This is a genomic window from Acinetobacter sp. CIP-A165 (assembly GCF_000367985.1).
Lineage (GTDB): Bacteria > Pseudomonadota > Gammaproteobacteria > Pseudomonadales > Moraxellaceae > Acinetobacter.
Window position 1 is genome coordinate 95,738 of the sequence record NZ_KB849206.1, and the last position, 17,184, is coordinate 112,921.

Genomic DNA, 17,184 nt, shown 5'->3' on the forward strand with positions numbered 1-17,184 from the left:
CAGATCGTTATTCATCACCATCGAATAAAGCATCTAATTCTGATGAACTTTGTTTTTCTTCATCCCAAAATGAAGATAAGCCCTCATCACTTGCTCGTACACCCGTATTTTCAGTCCAATAACGGTCTGCAATACCGCGCACCATCAAGCCAGCTATTTGGTCAACTAGTCTAAATTGAGGATTTGCTGGTTTGTCTTCACCTGAGGCAGCTGCATAAGAACGTAACGCATCACGCATTTTCGCATCATCACCGCTTGCTTGAGCGGCAACAGCATATAATGCATGCGCTAAACGAACACCTTTTTTCTCACCAATTTGCATTGACTCTTTCATGGTTGCATAAGGTTCAGGTTTTCCATCGCCAGCACCAGGTAATAAGGTCCAAATCACTGCACGGGTCGCCATTGGCGCACCCCAATATTTTTCATTATCCAAACAGGCCATGCCGCGCTCAACAATCCCTGCGATATCTTTAGGTACGTTGACTGAACCACCAGAATTAATATCATTGGTCATTGCTTGCAAGCCATTTACCATCCCAAGCAAATACACCGTTTGATCTAGATCATTACGCATAGTTGGGCAGGAGTCGCCTAATTTATATTTATATTTCGTTTCCCAGCGGTTTGCGAAAAGCTGATAACTGGTATATTGACGTTGAGCCGCAATCGCTGCCCAACGTTTTTGTTCAATACGCGCATCTTGTGCTTCAGTAATTTGTCCTGCTTTTGCTGCTCGCAAATAACGTAGTTCTGCTTCCAATGCTTGATTTTCAGCACAAACACCAGATGCTGTATACAACAATACCGCCATTCGCGTTGGATCAGCCCCCATCTCTTTGGTCGACATCACAGCCGGCGTTAAAGCGTTCCCTGAGTTACACACCATTTCAGCATCATCCATTGCTAAAATTGGCGGTACAATATGTCTTTCACCAAAACCTAGAGCAACATTTGCCCCAGTTTTAATCACATACGAACACCCTGTTAACATTGATGTTGTTAAAAACGCAACCGCCACGCCCTGTCCAACTTTATGCAGTCTAGACATACTTCCTGTCCTCTAATTAATTTATTTTCCTTTTAATCGTACCTTATCAGATGCCATACTCGAGTTAAAGAGTAATTGCTCTAATTTTGACATAGATATCTTGACACACTTCACAGAACAATGAATTGACAGATATTTGGGAATACAGGAATTTCAGGCAAAAAAAAGTAGCATTGCGACGGTTCAGCACATGCTACTTATTAACTGGTAAAATCGTGAAACTTTTTACATTTTAGTTTTGTTGAAAATAATCCTTAAGTAACGTTCCAGCTCTTCCTACTACAATTGCCATAACAATTGCAATTACTAGAAACATCCACATTGAAATCTCCATAGAGACCTCCTACACTTTGTGTGTCTACTTTTGATAGACACTAGATTGGCGCTCATCATCAATGTTCATGGGAGTATGATATATTGATGACACCTTCAATCTCTTTCTCTTGTTCACTCCAATCTTAGATTGATGTGACTCAAGAAGTTCCCTGAGTAAAGTTCCTGCTCTTCCTACTACAATTGCAAAAATGACTGCAATCACCAGAAACGACCATGTTGGAATTTCCATCATTTTGGACCTCCACCATACTTTACGTTGGTGTTTGTACTTTAACCAAAACGCATCCAACTTGATCGCCATATTGTCGGACAATCATAATTTTCAGGATATTTTAGAGTATTTAATCTAACAATTTAGAACACACAAGTGATAAAATCACATAAGATATTGAATATTATTATTTTATTTAAAACACACGACCATGGAGTTGTCTAACAATCAAGCGAGTTTTGCCAGTATTTTCAGGTTTTTCCACTGTGAAACTAATAATTGATCCCACCAAATGATACATGGGGGATGCAAAGGATCATAAAAATAGATCACGATATAGCATTGGTGATCAATAATCTGTCGGATTTTTCTATGTTGAATCGAGTGAGGCAAATGACGAAAACAAAAAGACCATTCTTGACCGTCTAAATATTCAAAGCGTTGTATTTGAGGTTTTTTTGAAATACAAACCAAGCAACCGCCATGATAACAATGCTGAGTAACCATAACGGTATAGAGAGCAATCGATATAATAAACATATAATGATAATAAAAATAAAGAGTTGCAAAACAATAGCAAATCGACTGTATTGCAACTCAAAAACACGGCTAGCCATGTACATAGTGTTTTAATTTTAAAATAAAATCTTTCAACTCGGTGCGCGGTGGCTCCCCGACTTCCATAAACCAATCTAGCAAATCAGGGTCTTCTTGATCGACCAACTCTGCAAATAATGCTTTTTCCGTGACATCCGCACTGAGATAGTAATTTTTAACATAAGGGTCAAAATACACATCGATTTCTTTTAATCCCCGACGTGCACGATAAATTACCTTACGTTCTTCCAGTGTCATTTCTTCAGACATGCTTTGTTCCACTACGCAACAATTTCCCCATAGTGTACTCGATCGTCTCATAAAGTTCGCAGAGATTTTTCTCAAGTGACCAAATACATCAATCAAATTGAGCATTGATCACATTGTTCAATATTTTCGATTTCTTGTATCGTGATAAAGATGATTTTTAAATCCAATAGACTAGGGAAAAAATAACAAATGCAATCAGGTGCTATTCGTCCAATTCCAAATATGTTACCGCGTAAACTATTTACTTCCGATCACGAAGCATTTCGCGAAACCGTCCGTAAGTTTTATGAAAAAGAAGTTGTTCCAAATATTGAAAAATATGAGCAACAACAACACGTCGATCGAGATTTGTGGAATAAAGCAGGTGAACTTGGCTTACTCTGCACCACCATGCCTGAAGAATATGGTGGCTCAGGTGTAGATCGACTGTACAGCATGATTCTGATTGAAGAACAAGCTTATGCTATGGACTCAAGCACAGGGTTTTCTTTGCACTCAGATATCGTTGCCAACTATATCAACAACTTTGGCAATGACGCGCAAAAACAACAATGGCTACCGAAAATGGCAACAGGTGAAGCTGTTACAGCGATTGCGATGACAGAACCAGGAACAGGTTCAGATTTACAAGCCGTTCGCACCACAGCCGTGCTTGATGGCGATGAATATGTGATTAATGGCTCTAAAATCTTTATTACCAACGGCTATCTCTGTGACATGGCTATTGTCGTCTGTAAAACAGGCAACAATGAAAAAGGTTCAGCCAACTTATCTCTGATTATTGTTGAAGCAGACCGCGCAGGTTTTAGCAAAGGTAAACCTTTGAATAAAATCGGCATGAAAGGTCAAGATACCTGTGAATTGTTCTTTGATGATGTGCGTGTACCCAAAGAAAATCTTCTTGGCATGGAAGGTATGGGCTTCATGATGCTGATGAAAGAGCTTGCGTGGGAACGTATGCTGGTTGCGATCATTTGCCAAGCAGGTGCTGAAGCTGCCTTTGCTCATACAGTGCAATACACCAAAGACCGTAAAGCATTTGGCAAAGCGATTAGTACGTTCCAAAACACTCGTTTTAAACTGGCAGAGTTACGAACTGAAATTGATTTCTGTCGTACCTACCTAGATCGCTGCATGGAATTACAGTTAGAAGAAAACTTAGGCGTTGATGCAGCAGCAGCAGCTAAATACAAAATCTCTGACATGTTCTCAAAAGTTGTAGATGAATGCTTACAATTACATGGCGGTTATGGCTATATGCTGGAATATCCAATTGCACGTGCTTATATCGACAACCGTGCCAACCGTATCTATGCGGGTACCAATGAAATCATGAAAGAACTTATTTCACGTACCTTATGATCCCGATGTAACCCAAAAAAGGAATAGTACTAATGCGCTATTCCTTTTTTATTTACTTCTGCTCAACCTTTTCAGCTGGTTGAACAGCAGAGGGATTCATCCTTGCCATTAATTGTTTCACCGTCGGGTTTTCTATATGTTGTTGCATGGTGGTATTTAAAGCAGTCCGTGCATATTGTGTGGTAAAATGTGCAACCTCGCTCCCTACTTCACTGGCTTTTGTCGCCCAGACTTTTCCTTCAGTAGATTGATAAAAGGTTAATGCCGCTTGTAATTCTTTTTGACTAAACGTTTCGACATAGCGCTGAACAATAAACTGCTTTCTTTGCTCACTATTTAAGTTCTTAACTAAATCCACATAAAAGCTTTCTGGTATATCTTTCGGCAAACGCATACGGATTTGCTCTAAAATCATCTTGTCAGTACTTTGCAGACCTTGCTCTGTTCCATCTATAGACACTAACTTTTGCGCAATCACTTCTTTTTGTTTGACATCACTTGCAAAAGAAAAAGTACTCAATAATAAAGTCCCCAAAATTAGTATTTGCTTCATCACACTTTCCTTGCTGATCAATTTTTTTAATGTGCTCAATATACTCGATATTTAAATTATTTAAAGAATATCCATTCAACATTTAAACAAAAAGCCCTATGCATTTGCATAGGGCTTTTTTACTTCAATTAAACCATTATGACACTAATTTTGGTTTACGATCTGCTTGCTCGTCACGTTTACTAAATTGTAAAACGCCATCATTAAATTTCGCATTTTTCAATTCTTTACGGTCAGCAAGGTAGTTGTTGGTTACTTTCCAAGGTGCACGACGTCCTTGTTTAGGCATTACATCAGCAGCACGGGCGATGTAACCTGATGACAAGCTCCCCATTACAGTATCTTCCATCAAATCAGCTTGGTTACCCAAGGCAATGACTTCATCAAAGCCATTCTGGTCCATGTGATTGAGCAAGCGACAAATGTAGTCAGCAGCAACATCTACTTTTAAAGTCCAAGAGGCATTGATATAACCAATGATCATCGCCATATTCGGAACATCACTGACCATCACACCTTGATACAGCATATGATGAGAGGTATTCATTGGCTTACCATCTATCGAACCTTTCACACCACCTAGAATCTGAATTTCTAAACCTGTTGCAGAAATGACAATATCAGCTTCCAAGTGCTTACCAGACTTCAATAATACGCCATTCGCAGTGAACTTCTCAATTTGATCCGTTTCAACACTGGCTTGACCTTCACGCAGTGCTTTGAACAAATCACCATCAGGTACAACACATAAACGTTGATCCCAAGGATTATAGCTAGGTGTAAAGTGTTTCATATCTACTTTACCCTTAAGCTGTAATTCAATACCTTTCAACAATAAACGACGTACTGTTTTCGGATGTTTTAGTGCAAGTGCATAAATTGCACGTTGCATCCCGATATTACGTGCACGGGTAAATTTATATGCAGTTTCTTCTGACATAAATTTACGGGTCTTTTCATAAATAAAGTCAATCGAAGGAATGCTTGCAATATAAGAAGGTGAACGTTGCAACATCGTGACATGCCCTGCTCCACCTTTCACCATTGAAGGAACGAGGGTAATAGCTGTTGCACCACTACCAATGATAACGACCTTCTTACCTTTATAATCTAAATTTTCTGGCCAATGCTGTGGATGGATCAATTGACCTTTAAAATCTTCTTGATGAGGAAATGTTGGTGCATAACCTTGATCATAATTGTAGTAGCCAGTACAACCCATTACAAAATTTGCTGACCAAGTTTGTTTTTTCTTGTTGCTGTCTTCTATTTCAACCAACCATTTTTTCTTAGCAGAATCATAGTTTGCAGAAAGGACACGATGACCAAAATGAATTTTTTCTTTTAACTTAAATTCGTTAATAACTTCAGCGAGGTAACCCTTGATTTCTGGACCACTTGCCAAAACTTTTTCTTTCGCCCATGGCTTAAAATTAAAACCAAAAGTTGACATATCAGAGTCAGAGCGAATCCCTGGATATCGGAATAAATCCCAAGTTCCACCAAAACTTTCACGACGCTCTAAGATTTCAAAACTACGTTGTGGACAGTTTTTAGAAATATGCACAGCAGAGCCAATCCCAGAGATTCCTGCGCCAATAATTAGAACATCAACTTGCTTTTCCATTTTTTTATACCTAGTAGAAACTATGAGTTTATTAAAGCACAAATTTGACAATACACAATGTCAAGTTTAGTCATTCATCGGTTTTTTTATATCAGTTCGGGACAATTTGCAGAAAAATTGGAGCTCAGACACCTCGAATTTTCCGACTGGGTGTCTGTTTTAGCCAATCAAGAGTTAGCTTAGCTATACACCACTCCTATCTAGATGCTTTAGCTAGTTAGTTTTAACTTATGATGAAAAGAAAAGTGTAATACTGACCAAATAAAGAGCGCCAGACAATATAAAGACTTAAGAGGCATTCTAGCGCATTGAACTCTAAAACTGCTTACAATAAGTTTTTTGATGCTTCAGGTAACACAGCAAAGATTTCGTATAAGCTGTATTACATTAATTTTAGATAATTTAAACTAAAGTTTAGAGTTCAATGACGATATAGAACCATATGAAAATACAATATTTATCTATTTTTCTACTTTTGAGCATATTATTTTCAGGGTGTATAAATCAAGCTCCCATAAAGTCTTTTACGACACCGATATTAATCATAAATAAAAGCAGAAATAATATTTCAATGCTTTCATCTGTTCATTCTTCATTATATGTAGATAAAAATGGCTGTATTCGATTAGGAAATGATTCAGGTCCTTTAATCATTTGGCATCATGATAGTAAATTAGAAAACTCTTTTGATGGAAAAATTACTATTCTTGAGGGTTTTACAGGTAAGTCTATATTTATTGGCGAACAAATAACCTTAAGTGGTGGTTTATACGATCCAGAACCAACAAATGTTACACCCATAATTTCAAAAACTTGTACTGATCATGGGTATTGGATTTCTGGACCACTGCAAAAGTAAAATGCTCTTCATTTAAGGTTTATCTATACAAAGCCTATTTCATAAATATTAAAAAATAGTTATTACATTAATTTTTATTAAAAAAACTCAGATATTTCAATCTTTTTTAAATACACAATAAAAAAGGTTGGCTTTCGCCAACCTTTTTGAACAACTGTTCTACACGTAGAAGTATTATTTTACTTCACGGTCAACGAGTTCAACGTAAGCCATCGGTGCAGCATCACCTGCACGGAAGCCCGCTTTAAGAACACGAAGATAACCGCCGTTACGTTCTTTGTAACGAGGGCCAAGAATGGTAAATAATTTACCAACAGTTGCTGCAGAGCGAGTACGAGCAAACGCTAAACGACGGTTTGCTACTGTATCGTTTTTAGCCAAAGTGATTAAAGGCTCAGCAACGCGGCGAAGTTCTTTCGCCTTAGGCAAAGTTGTTTTAATTAACTCGTGCTCAACTAAAGCATTTGTTAAATTTTGGAACAACGCCTTACGGTGGCTGCTTGTACGGCCTAATTTCACACCACTATTACGATGACGCATGGTGATAGTCCTACTTAATTAACGGCTACGATAGGCAAAACGGTCATCCATACGGAGACTAGCTGGTGGCCAGTTCTCTAAACGCATGCCGAGTTGTAAACCTTTCGATGCCAAAACATCTTTGATCTCAGTTAACGATTTTTTACCTAAGTTTGGAGTTTTTAACAACTCAACTTCAGTACGTTGAACAAGATCACCAATGTAGTAAATATTTTCTGCCTTCAAACAGTTAGCAGAACGAACAGTTAGCTCGAGATCATCTACTGGACGAAGCAAGATTGGGTCAACTTCTTCGCGAGGTTCTTGAGCCACAGGTGTTTGATCTTTCTGAAGATCAACAAAAATTGCAATTTGTTGTTGCAAGATTGTTGCCGCTTTGCGGATTGCTTCTTCTGGATCAACAGTACCATTAGTTTCAAGATCGATCACTAGCTTATCAAGATCAGTACGTTGTTCTACACGAGCATTTTCAACTGTGTAAGACACACGCTTAATCGGGCTATAAGAAGCATCTAACTGTAAACGACCTACTGGACGTGTTTCGCCTTCCGGGAAACGAGAGTCAGATGTTTCATAACCACGACCTTGAGAAACTTTAAGGCGCATTTTTAATGAACCAGAAGAACTCAAAGTACCGATTAAATGATCAGGGTTAACCACTTCAACATTATGAGGTAAACGAAGGTCAGCTGCTGTTACGTCACCCGCACCTTGTTTCTCTAATGTCAAATATGCTTCGTTTTGATCGAACAGCTTAATAGACAATCCTTTTAGGTTCAGCAAGAGCTCGACGATGTCCTGCTGCAAGCCTTCTAAAGTACTGTACTCGTGCTCGACGCCTTCTATCTCTACTTCTACCACAGCAGCGCCAGGCAGAGAAGACAATAGAATGCGACGTAAAGCATTACCTAGAGTATGACCAAAGCCACGCTCTAAAGGTTCCAGAATCACTTTTGCCGAGGTCCCGCTCACCGCTTCGACCTTGATCGCTTGCGGAGTTAGAAACTCGTTTGCAGTACGCGTCATTTATTGCTACCTCAAGGATTATTTAGAATACAATTCTACAATCAAGCTTTCGTTGATTTCAGCAGGTAAATCAGAACGATCTGGTGCAGCTTTGAACGTACCTTCCAACTTAGAATGATCAATTTCCATCCAAGCAGGTGTACCACGTTGAGCAGCTAATTCAATTGCATTTTTGATACGCAATTGTTGCTTAGCACCTTCATGTACCGCAATTACATCACCAGCTTTTACTTGAATAGACGCAATGTTTACACGACGACCATTTAAAGTAATAGAACGGTGACTGACTAACTGACGAGCTTCTGAACGTGTAGAACCAAAACCCATGCGATAAACAACGTTATCAAGACGGCTTTCGAGCAATTTCAACAAGTTTTCACCTGTTGCGCCTTTCACACGAGCAGCTTCTTTATAGTAATTACTAAATTGACGTTCTAACACACCGTACATACGACGTACTTTTTGTTTTTCACGTAATTGTAGTGAATACTCAGATTGCTTACCACCACGAGCCGCACCATGTTGACCAGGTGCTTTATTGTGCTTTTTGGTTTTAACATCAAACGGTTTAACGCCTGATTTAAGTTGCAGGTCTGTCCCTTCGCGGCGAGAGAGTTTGCATTTTGGACCAATATAACGAGCCATGAATGTTTCTCCTTACACGCGACGTTTTTTAGGTGGACGGCAACCGTTGTGAGGAATTGGCGTCACATCGGTAATGCTGTTAATTTTATAACCCACTGCGCCTAATGCACGAACCGCAGACTCACGACCTGGACCAGGACCTTTTACAAGGACGTCTAGGTTTTTCAAACCGTAATCCAAAGCTGCTTTACCAGCAACTTCAGCAGCTACCTGAGCAGCAAACGGAGTTGATTTACGTGAACCACGGAAGCCTTGTCCACCAGAGGTAGCCCAAGCCAATGCATTACCTTGACGATCGGTAATCGTTACAATGGTGTTATTAAAAGAAGCGTGAATGTGTGCAACACCTTCAGAGACGGTACGAGTGACCTTCTTGCGTGTGCGAGTATCTTTAGCCATCTTTTAGCTTCCAGAAATCTTACTTTTTAATCGGTTTGCGCGGACCTTTACGGGTACGTGCGTTAGTTTTGGTGCGTTGACCACGGACAGGCAAGCTGCGACGATGACGAAGACCACGGTAGCAGCCTAAATCCATTAAACGTTTAATGTTCATGGAAATTTCGCGACGTAAATCACCTTCGGTTGGAACCTTAGCAACTTCTGCACGAATCGCATCAAGCTGTGCATCGTCCAACTCACGGATTTTTGTAGTTCCAGCAATACCAACAGCAGCTAAGATATTCTTAGCTGTATGGCGGCCGACACCAAAAATATACGTGAGGGAGATAACAGCATGCTTGTTATCCGGAATGTTTACACCGGCAATACGAGCCATTCACTTTTCTCCAAAAAGGCAGCAGAGATAATCAACCGCCCCACAAAAATCTTGAGGGGCGGATAATAACCTAATTAGCCTACTGAAATCAACAGGTCTTAATTAAATTAACCTTGACGCTGCTTATGACGAGGTTCTGCGCTACAAATTACGCGAATAACCCCATTACGACGGATAACTTTACAGCTACCACAAATTTTCTTTACAGAAGCTTGTACTTTCATGATGAAACCTCTAAGTGCGCTTATCCCTTCGGATGAGCAGTCGTTTTTCTCATTAACGTTTGATTGTCATATTGATGCGAAGTAAGGTGTGCTTGAAGTTGTGCCATGAAATCCATGACTACGACAACAACAATCAACAATGATGTCCCACCCAAATGGAATGGAATACCAAACGAACTTTGCAGAACCATTGGCATTAAACACACCACGGTAATGTAAATTGCACCAATAAACGTCAAACGGTTAAGAATATGATCTAAATAACGAGCCGTTTGCTCACCTGGACGGATACCAGGCACATATGCTCCGCTACGTTTTAGATTCTCTGAAACTTCTTTCGGACTAAAAACGAGTGCCGTATAGAAATAACAGAAGAAAATAATTAACCCGCCAAAGAGCATCAAATACAACGGCTGTCCAGGCGATAACACCAATGCCAAGTCTTGCAGACTACGTTTTACAATCCCTGCATTTGGATCAGCACTCCCTAACCATTGCCCCAAACTCGCTGGAAATAATAACAGTGAGCTTGCGAAAATCGCTGGAATAACACCCGCCATATTAATTTTTAATGGCAAATGCGTTTGCTGTGCAGTAAATACCCGACGACCTTGCTGTTTTTGAGCATAGTTCACTGGAATACGACGTTGTGCTTTTTCAATAAACACAATCGCAGCGAGAACTGCTAACGATAATAAACCGAAGACAGCTAATCCAATTAAACTACCTTGACCATTCTGAACAGACGAGAACGACTGAATTACAAGATTTGGCAAACCAGCCACAATACCTGCAAAAATGATCATTGAGATACCATTACCAACACCACGTTCGGTAATCTGCTCTCCCAACCACATCAAAAACATTGTTCCTGCAACAAGCGAAGTCACTGCTGGAACATAGAATGCCAAGCCTGATGTCAAAGTAATACCCTGACTAATCAAACCAGCACACATCCCTATACCCTGCACGAGTGCAAGAAATAAGGTGCCGTAACGCGTGTATTGATTGATTTTACGTTTGCCTTGCTCGCCTTCTTTTTTCAAAGCTTCTAACGAAGGAACCACCGTAGACATCAACTGCACAATAATCGATGCAGAAATGTACGGCATAATCCCTAACGCTAGAATTGACATGCGCTCCAATGCGCCACCAGAGAACATATTAAATAAGCCTAAGAAGGTACCTTCATTAGCCTTAAAAAAGCTCGCTAGTGCCACACTGTCAATGCCTGGCAACGGAATATGCGCTCCTAGTCGAAAGACCAACAACGCGCCAATCAAGAACATTAATCGACGAATAATTTCACGGTATTTCACATGAAATGGTTGGCCTTTCATCATGTTAACATGACCTGAAGAACTAGGAGTCATAGACACTCGAGATTACTCCTCGACCTTACCGCCAGCTGCTTCAACAGCAGCTTTAGCGCCTTTAGTCAACGTAACACCTTGTACAGTGAACGCGCGAGTGATTTCACCTGAAAGCACGATGCGAGCACGAATTTGGTCACGACGAACTACATTCGCAGCTTTTAAAGTTTCAAGGCTAACTACATCACCTTCCACTTTATTCAACTCAGACAAACGTACTTCAGCAGTTTTCAAAGCAATTTGGCTAGTGAAGCCGAATTTTGGCAAACGACGATAAAGTGCTGTTTGACCACCTTCAAAGCCTGGACGAGTACCACCGCTTTTACGTGATTTTTGACCTTTGACACCACGGCCACCAGTCTTACCAACGCCTGAACCAATACCACGGCCTAAACGACGGTTGTCACGCTTAGCACCTTCTGCTGGTGCAAGTTCATTTAAACGCAGAGTCATGGCTTATTCCTCTACACTAACCATATAGTAAACTTTGTTGACCATACCACGGTTAGAAGGCGTATCTTGCACTTCTACAGTATGACCAATACGACGCAGACCTAAACCCTGTAGGCAAAGTTTATGATTTTTTAAACGATGCGAAGAAGATTTAGTCTGGGTAACTTTAATCGTTTTCATGATTGATTACCCTTGAATTTCTTCTACTGATTTACCACGTTTCGCAGCGACTTTCTCAGGAGAAGTCATATCACGCAAACCTTTGAAAGTCGCGTTTACTACGTTAGCAGCATTAGTAGAACCGTAACATTTAGCAAGTACGTTATGTACACCAGCAGCTTCAAGAACAGCACGCATCGCGCCACCAGCAATTACGCCAGTACCTTCAGAAGCAGGCTGCATGTATACACGGCTTGCACCATGACGAGCATTCACAGGGTGCTGTAAAGTAGTCCCCGCAAGGTCTACAGTAATCATGTTGCGACGAGCAGCTTCAAGTGCTTTAGAGATAGCAGCTGGAACTTCACGTGCTTTACCACGACCAAAACCTACGCGCCCATTACCATCACCCACAACAGTTAATGCTGTGAAAGAGAAGATACGACCACCCTTAACAACTTTGGCTACACGATCAACGGCAACCAGCTTTTCAACGAGACCTTCGTTTTGTTCAACTTTCGCCATGATTAGAACTCCAAGCCGCCTTCACGAGCAGCATCAGCCAAGGCTTTGATACGACCATGATATTTAAAACCAGAACGGTCAAATGCAACTTTAGTAACGCCAGCTGCTTTAGCACGTTCTGCGATTAAAGCACCAACCTTAGTTGCTGCATCGATATTACCAGTCGCACCACTACGCAAAGATGCATCCAAAGTTGAAGCTTGCGCTAAAACTTTTCCACCATCTGCTGAAATAACTTGAGCATAGATGTGACGCGGAGTGCGGTTTACACACAAACGAGTCGCACCCAATGCACGAATGTGCAAGCGTGTGCTTTTCGCACGACGCAAACGGGTTTGTTTCTTTTCGTTCATAAGAACCTCGCGCCTTATTTCTTCTTAGCTTCTTTACGAAGAATAACTTCATCCGAATAACGAACACCTTTACCTTTATATGGTTCAGGAGAACGGTATGCACGGATTTCCGCCGCCACTTGACCTAACAACTGCTTGTTTGCTGATTTCAATACGATTTCAGTTGCAGTTGGAGTTTCCGCTGTTACACCTTCAGGTAAAGCGTAGTCAATCGGGTGTGAGTAACCAAGGTTAAGGTTTACAACAGTACCTTTAACCGCAGCTTTATAACCAACACCAACAAGCTGTAACTTACGTTCGAAGCCTTCACTAACACCTTTTACAAGGTTGTTCAATACAGCGCGAGCAGTACCAGCTTGCATCCAAGCGTCTTTCGACTCTTTAGCCGGAGCAAGTTGAAGATTACCTTCTTCCTGTTTTAGCTCGACCAGCGCATGCAGGTTGAAAGACAATGTACCTTTGCTGCCTTTCACTTCGACCTGCCGGCCGTTCTGAGTAACTGTTACACCATTCGGCACAGTTACTGGGGCTTTAGCCACACGAGACATGAGGAATCACCTATTAAGAAACAAAAGCAATAACTTCACCACCAACGCCTGCAGCACGTGCAGCGCGATCAGTCATGATGCCTTTGCTTGTAGAAACAATTGCAATACCCAAACCTTGCTTAACGCTCGGTAGTTTATCTTTACCACGGTATTGGCGTAGGCCTGGACGGCTTACACGTTTAACCGTTTCGATAACTGGTTTGCCTTCGAAATATTTTAACGTAATTGTCAAAGTAGATTTAATCTCTTCTTGAGCAACTTCTACATTTGAAATATAACCTTCTTGTTGAAGTACGTTTGCAATAGCAACCTTCAACTTAGAAGAAGGCATAGAAACAGTTTGTTTCTTTGCCATTTGTGCGTTACGAACACGGGTTAGCATGTCGGCAACGGTATCTTGCATACTCATTTAGTCGCTCCTTACCAGCTTGCCTTAACAACGCCCGGTACATCACCTTGCATTACTGTTTCACGTAATTTGTTACGGCCTAAACCGAACTTACGGAAGTAACCATGAGGACGACCAGTTAAACCACAGCGGTTACGAAGACGCACTGGAGATGCATTACGTGGCAATGCCTGTAACTTTAACATCGCATTGAAACGTTCTTCCTCACTTGCATTTACATTTGCAATCGTTGCTTTTAATTCAGCACGTTTTGCAGCGTATTTAGCAACTGTCTGTTCGCGTTTCAATTCGCGATTAATCATACCTTTCTTAGCCATATCGACCTCTTATTTGAACGGGAAGCCGAATGCACGCATAAGCGCACGGCCTTCGTCATCGCTACGAGCAGTGGTCGTAATCGTGATGTCCAAACCACGGATACGATCAATTTTGTCAAAATCGATTTCAGGGAAAACGATTTGCTCTTTTAAACCCATAGAATAGTTACCACGACCATCAAATGATTTCGCTGAGAAACCACGGAAGTCACGGATACGAGGGATTGCGATAGAGATCAAACGATCCAAGAATTCGTACATTTGGTCGCCACGTAAAGTAACTTTACAACCAATTGGCCAACCATCACGGATTTTGAAACCAGCAATCGATTTACGAGCAAGCGTCACAACTGGTTTTTGACCAGCAATGAGTTGCATATCAGCAACAGCACCATCTAATAATTTCTTATCAGTTGCAGCTGCGCCTACACCCATGTTAAGGGTGATTTTTGTGATGCGAGGAATTTCCATCACATTCTTAATGCCAAGTTCTTCTAGTAACTTTGCTTTAAGTTCGTCATTGTAACGTGCTTTAAGTCTGGCCATTGCCTTTTCAACCTATTACTTCGCTGTCGCCACTGATTCACCATTTGATTTGAATACACGCGTTTTCGCGCCATCAATCACTTGGTAACCAACACGGTCAGCCTTTTGGGTTGTAGCATTAAAAACTGCCACGTTTGAAATATGAAGCGAAGCTTCCTGAGTAACAATACCGCCTTCGGCGCCAGTTACACGGTTTGGCTTCTGATGCTTCTTCACTAAGTTAAGGCCTTCAACCTTAACTCGATCTTCAGAAACAGACAAAACGATACCTTGTTTGCCTTTCTCTTTACCTGCGATCACAATTACTTGATCGCCTTTTTTAATCTTAGCCATGATTGCCTCTTATAGAACTTCAGGAGCCAATGAAATGATTTTCATGAACTGTTCAGTACGAAGTTCACGAGTCACCGGTCCGAAGATACGAGTAGCAATCGGAGCTTTATTGTTGTTCAAAATAACAGCAGCGTTATCATCAAAACGGATCACAGATCCATCTGGACGACGAATGCCGAACTTTGTACGAACAACTACAGCATTCATTACGTCACCTTTTTTAACACGTGCGCGTGGAATTGCTTCTTTTACAGTAACTTTAATAATGTCGCCAACAGAAGCATAACGACGATGTGAACCACCTAGTACTTTGATACATTGTACGCGGCGTGCACCACTGTTGTCTGCTACGTCGAGCATACTTTCGGTTTGAATCATTGCCCTACTCCAAAACCGAGCATCACCGGTCACAATTTCGAAAGGCTCAAAGAGTACTCGAAATCGCCCGATGATGCAACAAGAACGTCTAATTACTCAGCAGCTGCTTCAACGACTTCCACTAAAGCCCAAGCTTTAGTTTTAGAAATTGGGCGGCTTTCTTTAATGGTCACTAAGTCGCCGGTTTTAGCAACGTTGTTCTCATCATGAGCGTGTAATTTAGTTGAACGGCGGATTGATTTGCCATACAACGGGTGTTGAACGCGGCGTTCAATAAGCACAACAATAGACTTGTCCATTTTGTCGCTTACGACTTTGCCGGTTAACGTGCGGACTGTTTTTTCATTCATTGTCCGTTCCCCTGTTTTTCGGTAAGGAGTGTCTTGATACGAGCAATAGTTTTACGAGCAATTTGCACTTCGTGCGATTTACCCAATTGACCAGTTGCTTTCGCCATACGAAGACGGAATTGGTTAAGCTGTTGCTCATCAAGCAAAGCTTTCAACTCTTCTACCGATTTTTCACGTAGATCTTTAGTTTTCATTACATTACCGTCCGAGTCACGATAGTGGTTTTAAACGGAAGTTTAGCTGCAGCCAAAGCAAATGCTTCGCGCGCTAACTCTTCGCTAACACCTTCAATTTCGTACAGGATCTTACCTGGTTGAATCTGACAAACCCAGTATTCCACACTACCCTTACCTTTACCCATACGAACTTCTAATGGTTTTTCAGTAATTGGTTTGTCCGGGAATACACGGATGAAGATTTTACCACCACGTTTAATACGACGGCTAATGGTACGACGCGCAGCTTCAATTTGACGCGCAGTCATACGACCACGTTCAGTTGCTTTAATTGCGATCGAACCAAATGATACTGTACTACCACGATGCGCTAGACCAGTATTACGGCCTTTGTGCACTTTACGGAATTTGGTACGTTTAGGTTGCAACATGGATTATTCTCCCTTGTCAGCAGCACGGTCACCGCGACGACCACGACGCTCTTGACCTTCACCACGACCACGACCACGTTTAGCTGGACGATCTTCAGCAGGAGCAGGGTTCATGACTTGTTTCATGCCACCTAAGATCTCGCCACGGAAAATCCAAACTTTAACACCAATCGTACCGTAAGTTGTTTCAGCACGTACAGTTGCGTAGTCGATGTCTGCACGAAGTGTATGCAAAGGTACACGACCTTCACGATACCATTCAGTACGAGCAATCTCTGCACCACCTAAACGACCAGAAACTTCAACTTTGATACCTTTAGCGCCAGCACGCATTGTGTTTTGTACCGCACGCTTCATAGCACGACGGAACATCACACGCTTTTCTAATTGTGAAGCAATTGCTTCAGCAACTAAACGCGCGTCCAAGTCTGGGCGATCAATTTCATTGATGCTTACTTGAGCTGGAACACCCATAATAGTGGTGAGTTCGCGCTGTAATTTCTCGATATCTTCGCCTTTTTTACCGATTACGATACCTGGACGAGCAGTGCTAATAGTTACTTTAGCAGCGCCAGTAGGACGTTCGATAAGAATATTACTAATCATCGCATTCTTAAGTTTTTTATTTAAAAACTCACGAACTTGAAGATCTTTAAGTAAATATTCAGCGTATTGTTTCGGACTCGCATACCAGTTAGCGTTATGGCGTTTCACAACACCCAGGCGGATACCGATTGGATGAACCTTCTGACCCATA

27 protein-coding genes and 2 pseudogenes are annotated in these 17,184 nt (G+C 41.3%); 2 read left to right on the forward strand and 27 right to left on the reverse strand.

Annotated features, from left to right (window positions below):
• Nucleotides 1–7 precede the first annotated feature (7 nt).
• From F991_RS14665 to F991_RS14680, 4 genes and pseudogenes are all read right to left on the reverse strand, one after another.
• Entirely contained in the window at nucleotides 8–1,051 is a 1,044-nt protein-coding gene (locus F991_RS14665; RefSeq protein ID WP_004672967.1) for a hypothetical protein, read from the reverse strand.
• 358 nt (nucleotides 1,052–1,409) lie between these two features.
• On the reverse strand, nucleotides 1,410–1,616 hold the full coding sequence (locus F991_RS14670; protein WP_171063509.1) for a hypothetical protein: 207 nt from the start codon (nucleotides 1,614–1,616) through the stop codon (nucleotides 1,410–1,412).
• Between the two features lie 210 nt (nucleotides 1,617–1,826).
• A pseudogene (locus F991_RS17870) lies at nucleotides 1,827–2,221 on the reverse strand (hypothetical protein).
• A complete protein-coding gene (locus F991_RS14680) occupies nucleotides 2,208–2,465 on the reverse strand; it encodes an FAD assembly factor SdhE (RefSeq protein ID WP_004672974.1) in 258 nt (85 codons plus the stop codon). Before F991_RS14680 ends, F991_RS17870 begins: the two are co-directional and overlap by 14 nt.
• Nucleotides 2,466–2,654: 189 nt before the next feature.
• On the opposite strand from F991_RS14680, the gene F991_RS14685 reads away from it, so the two are divergent.
• The gene (locus tag F991_RS14685; RefSeq protein WP_004672975.1) at nucleotides 2,655–3,827 is read left to right on the forward strand and encodes an acyl-CoA dehydrogenase family protein; all 1,173 of its coding nucleotides are present in this window, start codon (nucleotides 2,655–2,657) and stop codon (nucleotides 3,825–3,827) included.
• 52 nt (nucleotides 3,828–3,879) lie between these two features.
• Here the strand turns inward: F991_RS14685 and F991_RS14690 are convergent, their stop codons facing one another.
• Together F991_RS14690 and F991_RS14695 are read right to left on the reverse strand one after the other, a co-directional pair.
• The gene (locus tag F991_RS14690) at nucleotides 3,880–4,380 is read right to left on the reverse strand and encodes a DUF2059 domain-containing protein (RefSeq protein ID WP_004672976.1); all 501 of its coding nucleotides are present in this window, start codon (nucleotides 4,378–4,380) and stop codon (nucleotides 3,880–3,882) included.
• A 136-nt stretch (nucleotides 4,381–4,516) separates the two neighbouring features.
• Nucleotides 4,517–6,007 carry a flavin-containing monooxygenase gene (locus F991_RS14695; protein ID WP_004672977.1) on the reverse strand — a complete coding sequence of 497 codons (1,491 nt, stop codon included), beginning with the start codon at nucleotides 6,005–6,007 and terminating at the stop codon, nucleotides 4,517–4,519.
• A gap of 442 nt (nucleotides 6,008–6,449) precedes the next feature.
• Between F991_RS14695 and F991_RS14705 the strand changes: the two genes are divergently transcribed.
• The gene (locus F991_RS14705; RefSeq protein WP_228127779.1) at nucleotides 6,450–6,866 is read left to right on the forward strand and encodes a hypothetical protein; all 417 of its coding nucleotides are present in this window, start codon (nucleotides 6,450–6,452) and stop codon (nucleotides 6,864–6,866) included.
• A gap of 174 nt (nucleotides 6,867–7,040) precedes the next feature.
• On the opposite strand, the gene rplQ is transcribed toward F991_RS14705, so the two are convergent.
• The 21 genes and pseudogenes from rplQ to rpsC all read right to left on the reverse strand — a co-directional run bounded on the left by rplQ (nucleotide 7,041) and on the right by rpsC (nucleotide 17,183).
• Complete coding sequence (gene rplQ / locus F991_RS14710; RefSeq protein WP_004672979.1) at nucleotides 7,041–7,406, reverse strand: 50S ribosomal protein L17; 366 nt, start codon at nucleotides 7,404–7,406, stop codon at nucleotides 7,041–7,043.
• Nucleotides 7,407–7,424: 18 nt separating this feature from the next.
• The gene (locus F991_RS14715) at nucleotides 7,425–8,432 is read right to left on the reverse strand and encodes a DNA-directed RNA polymerase subunit alpha (protein WP_004672981.1); all 1,008 of its coding nucleotides are present in this window, start codon (nucleotides 8,430–8,432) and stop codon (nucleotides 7,425–7,427) included.
• An 18-nt stretch (nucleotides 8,433–8,450) separates the two neighbouring features.
• The gene (gene rpsD / locus F991_RS14720; protein ID WP_004672983.1) at nucleotides 8,451–9,077 is read right to left on the reverse strand and encodes a 30S ribosomal protein S4; all 627 of its coding nucleotides are present in this window, start codon (nucleotides 9,075–9,077) and stop codon (nucleotides 8,451–8,453) included.
• Between the two features lie 12 nt (nucleotides 9,078–9,089).
• Entirely contained in the window at nucleotides 9,090–9,476 is a 387-nt protein-coding gene (rpsK, locus tag F991_RS14725; protein WP_001040166.1) for a 30S ribosomal protein S11, read from the reverse strand.
• Between the two features lie 19 nt (nucleotides 9,477–9,495).
• Nucleotides 9,496–9,852, reverse strand: coding sequence for a 30S ribosomal protein S13 (gene rpsM, locus F991_RS14730; protein WP_004672984.1), 357 nt, complete (start codon nucleotides 9,850–9,852; stop codon nucleotides 9,496–9,498).
• 107 nt (nucleotides 9,853–9,959) lie between these two features.
• The gene (rpmJ, locus tag F991_RS14735; RefSeq protein ID WP_000867907.1) at nucleotides 9,960–10,076 is read right to left on the reverse strand and encodes a 50S ribosomal protein L36; all 117 of its coding nucleotides are present in this window, start codon (nucleotides 10,074–10,076) and stop codon (nucleotides 9,960–9,962) included.
• A 20-nt stretch (nucleotides 10,077–10,096) separates the two neighbouring features.
• A complete protein-coding gene (gene secY / locus F991_RS14740; RefSeq protein WP_171063511.1) occupies nucleotides 10,097–11,416 on the reverse strand; it encodes a preprotein translocase subunit SecY in 1,320 nt (439 codons plus the stop codon).
• A gap of 45 nt (nucleotides 11,417–11,461) precedes the next feature.
• Nucleotides 11,462–11,902, reverse strand: coding sequence for a 50S ribosomal protein L15 (rplO, locus tag F991_RS14745; protein WP_004672986.1), 441 nt, complete (start codon nucleotides 11,900–11,902; stop codon nucleotides 11,462–11,464).
• Between the two features lie 3 nt (nucleotides 11,903–11,905).
• Nucleotides 11,906–12,082, reverse strand: a complete 177-nt coding sequence (gene rpmD, locus F991_RS14750; RefSeq protein ID WP_003653652.1) for a 50S ribosomal protein L30 — start codon at nucleotides 12,080–12,082, stop codon at nucleotides 11,906–11,908.
• A gap of 6 nt (nucleotides 12,083–12,088) precedes the next feature.
• Complete coding sequence (gene rpsE / locus F991_RS14755) at nucleotides 12,089–12,586, reverse strand: 30S ribosomal protein S5 (RefSeq protein WP_001141025.1); 498 nt, start codon at nucleotides 12,584–12,586, stop codon at nucleotides 12,089–12,091.
• Between the two features lie 2 nt (nucleotides 12,587–12,588).
• Nucleotides 12,589–12,939: a 50S ribosomal protein L18 gene (rplR, locus tag F991_RS14760; protein ID WP_004660364.1), complete on the reverse strand. Its 351-nt coding sequence runs from the start codon at nucleotides 12,937–12,939 to the stop codon at nucleotides 12,589–12,591.
• Nucleotides 12,940–12,953: 14 nt separating this feature from the next.
• Nucleotides 12,954–13,487, reverse strand: a complete 534-nt coding sequence (gene rplF, locus F991_RS14765) for a 50S ribosomal protein L6 (RefSeq protein ID WP_004672987.1) — start codon at nucleotides 13,485–13,487, stop codon at nucleotides 12,954–12,956.
• A 13-nt stretch (nucleotides 13,488–13,500) separates the two neighbouring features.
• Nucleotides 13,501–13,896 (reverse strand): 30S ribosomal protein S8, encoded by a 396-nt coding sequence (gene rpsH, locus F991_RS14770; RefSeq protein ID WP_004672989.1) that lies wholly within the window; start codon nucleotides 13,894–13,896, stop codon nucleotides 13,501–13,503.
• 11 nt (nucleotides 13,897–13,907) lie between these two features.
• Nucleotides 13,908–14,213, reverse strand: a complete 306-nt coding sequence (rpsN, locus tag F991_RS14775; RefSeq protein ID WP_004672990.1) for a 30S ribosomal protein S14 — start codon at nucleotides 14,211–14,213, stop codon at nucleotides 13,908–13,910.
• A gap of 9 nt (nucleotides 14,214–14,222) precedes the next feature.
• Nucleotides 14,223–14,759 carry a 50S ribosomal protein L5 gene (rplE, locus tag F991_RS14780; RefSeq protein ID WP_004672992.1) on the reverse strand — a complete coding sequence of 179 codons (537 nt, stop codon included), beginning with the start codon at nucleotides 14,757–14,759 and terminating at the stop codon, nucleotides 14,223–14,225.
• 15 nt (nucleotides 14,760–14,774) lie between these two features.
• Nucleotides 14,775–15,092, reverse strand: a complete 318-nt coding sequence (gene rplX, locus F991_RS14785; RefSeq protein ID WP_004672994.1) for a 50S ribosomal protein L24 — start codon at nucleotides 15,090–15,092, stop codon at nucleotides 14,775–14,777.
• A 9-nt stretch (nucleotides 15,093–15,101) separates the two neighbouring features.
• Nucleotides 15,102–15,470: a 50S ribosomal protein L14 gene (gene rplN / locus F991_RS14790; protein WP_004657680.1), complete on the reverse strand. Its 369-nt coding sequence runs from the start codon at nucleotides 15,468–15,470 to the stop codon at nucleotides 15,102–15,104.
• Between the two features lie 92 nt (nucleotides 15,471–15,562).
• Nucleotides 15,563–15,820, reverse strand: coding sequence for a 30S ribosomal protein S17 (gene rpsQ, locus F991_RS14795; RefSeq protein ID WP_004672995.1), 258 nt, complete (start codon nucleotides 15,818–15,820; stop codon nucleotides 15,563–15,565).
• Complete coding sequence (gene rpmC, locus F991_RS14800; protein WP_000849927.1) at nucleotides 15,817–16,014, reverse strand: 50S ribosomal protein L29; 198 nt, start codon at nucleotides 16,012–16,014, stop codon at nucleotides 15,817–15,819. The genes rpsQ and rpmC overlap by 4 nt, the downstream gene beginning before the upstream one ends.
• Nucleotides 16,014–16,427 carry a 50S ribosomal protein L16 gene (gene rplP, locus F991_RS14805; RefSeq protein ID WP_004672996.1) on the reverse strand — a complete coding sequence of 138 codons (414 nt, stop codon included), beginning with the start codon at nucleotides 16,425–16,427 and terminating at the stop codon, nucleotides 16,014–16,016. Before rplP ends, rpmC begins: the two co-directional genes overlap by 1 nt.
• Nucleotides 16,367–17,183: pseudogene (gene rpsC / locus F991_RS14810) on the reverse strand (30S ribosomal protein S3). Before rpsC ends, rplP begins: the two are co-directional and overlap by 61 nt.
• Nucleotide 17,184 lies beyond the last annotated feature (1 nt).